General features: G+C 47.5%; 1 protein-coding gene. It reads left to right on the top strand.

Annotated features, from left to right (window positions below; genetic code table 11):
* Window positions 1–97: 97 nt before the first annotated feature.
* Window positions 98–676 (top strand): retrotransposon gag family protein (locus tag ACQY5R_RS18185; RefSeq protein ID WP_428610705.1); only part of this gene is annotated, 579 nt, incomplete at its 3' end.

The raw sequence follows: 676 nt of genomic DNA on the forward strand, positions 1-676 counted from the left end.
AGCAAAGCCCATTCTGCGGCAAGGCCTTGGAGGATGCTAATGCTCATCTTCAACACTTCTTGGAGATCTGCAGCATAGCACATTGACTATCCGATGAGTGACTCGGGATGAGGTACGTCTTCGTCTCTTTCCATTTTCATTGTTAGGAAAGGCGAAACACTGGTTCTATTCCAATAAGGAGGCAGTGTCAACCTGGGGGAAGTGCTTAAATGCATTTCTCACCAAGTTTTTTCCATTGGGCAAAACCAACGCCCTCTGGAACAAGATCTTTGGATTTCAGCAACTCACGGATGAGACCATCGCCGAGGCATGGGAACGCCTGCAGGATTATATCTCTGCATGCCCCCATCACGGCATGGAGGAGTGGTTCATTATCCAAAGAATCTATCATTGGTTGATTCACTCAACCCAGGAGCATATAGATGCTGCTGCTGGATGTTCTTTCTTCACTCTCATTATGGAGGAAGCTCATAAACTGATTGAGAAGATGGCCTCTAACCAGAGCTGGGATGAGGAGCGCACTTGGACCCGCACACGTAAGGTTCACCAGCTTGAAGAGGTGGACATGCTCACCACTAAGATTGATCTTCTTATGAAGAAGCTTGAGAACCCGGGCCTCGATCATCTCAAAATAGTCGATGCCCGAGTAATGTGTGAAGAGTTCGTAGAAACATGC

Origin of the sequence: Sedimenticola sp. (assembly GCF_050289425.1) — a bacterium.
Taxonomy (GTDB): Bacteria; Pseudomonadota; Gammaproteobacteria; order Chromatiales; family Chromatiaceae; genus Sedimenticola.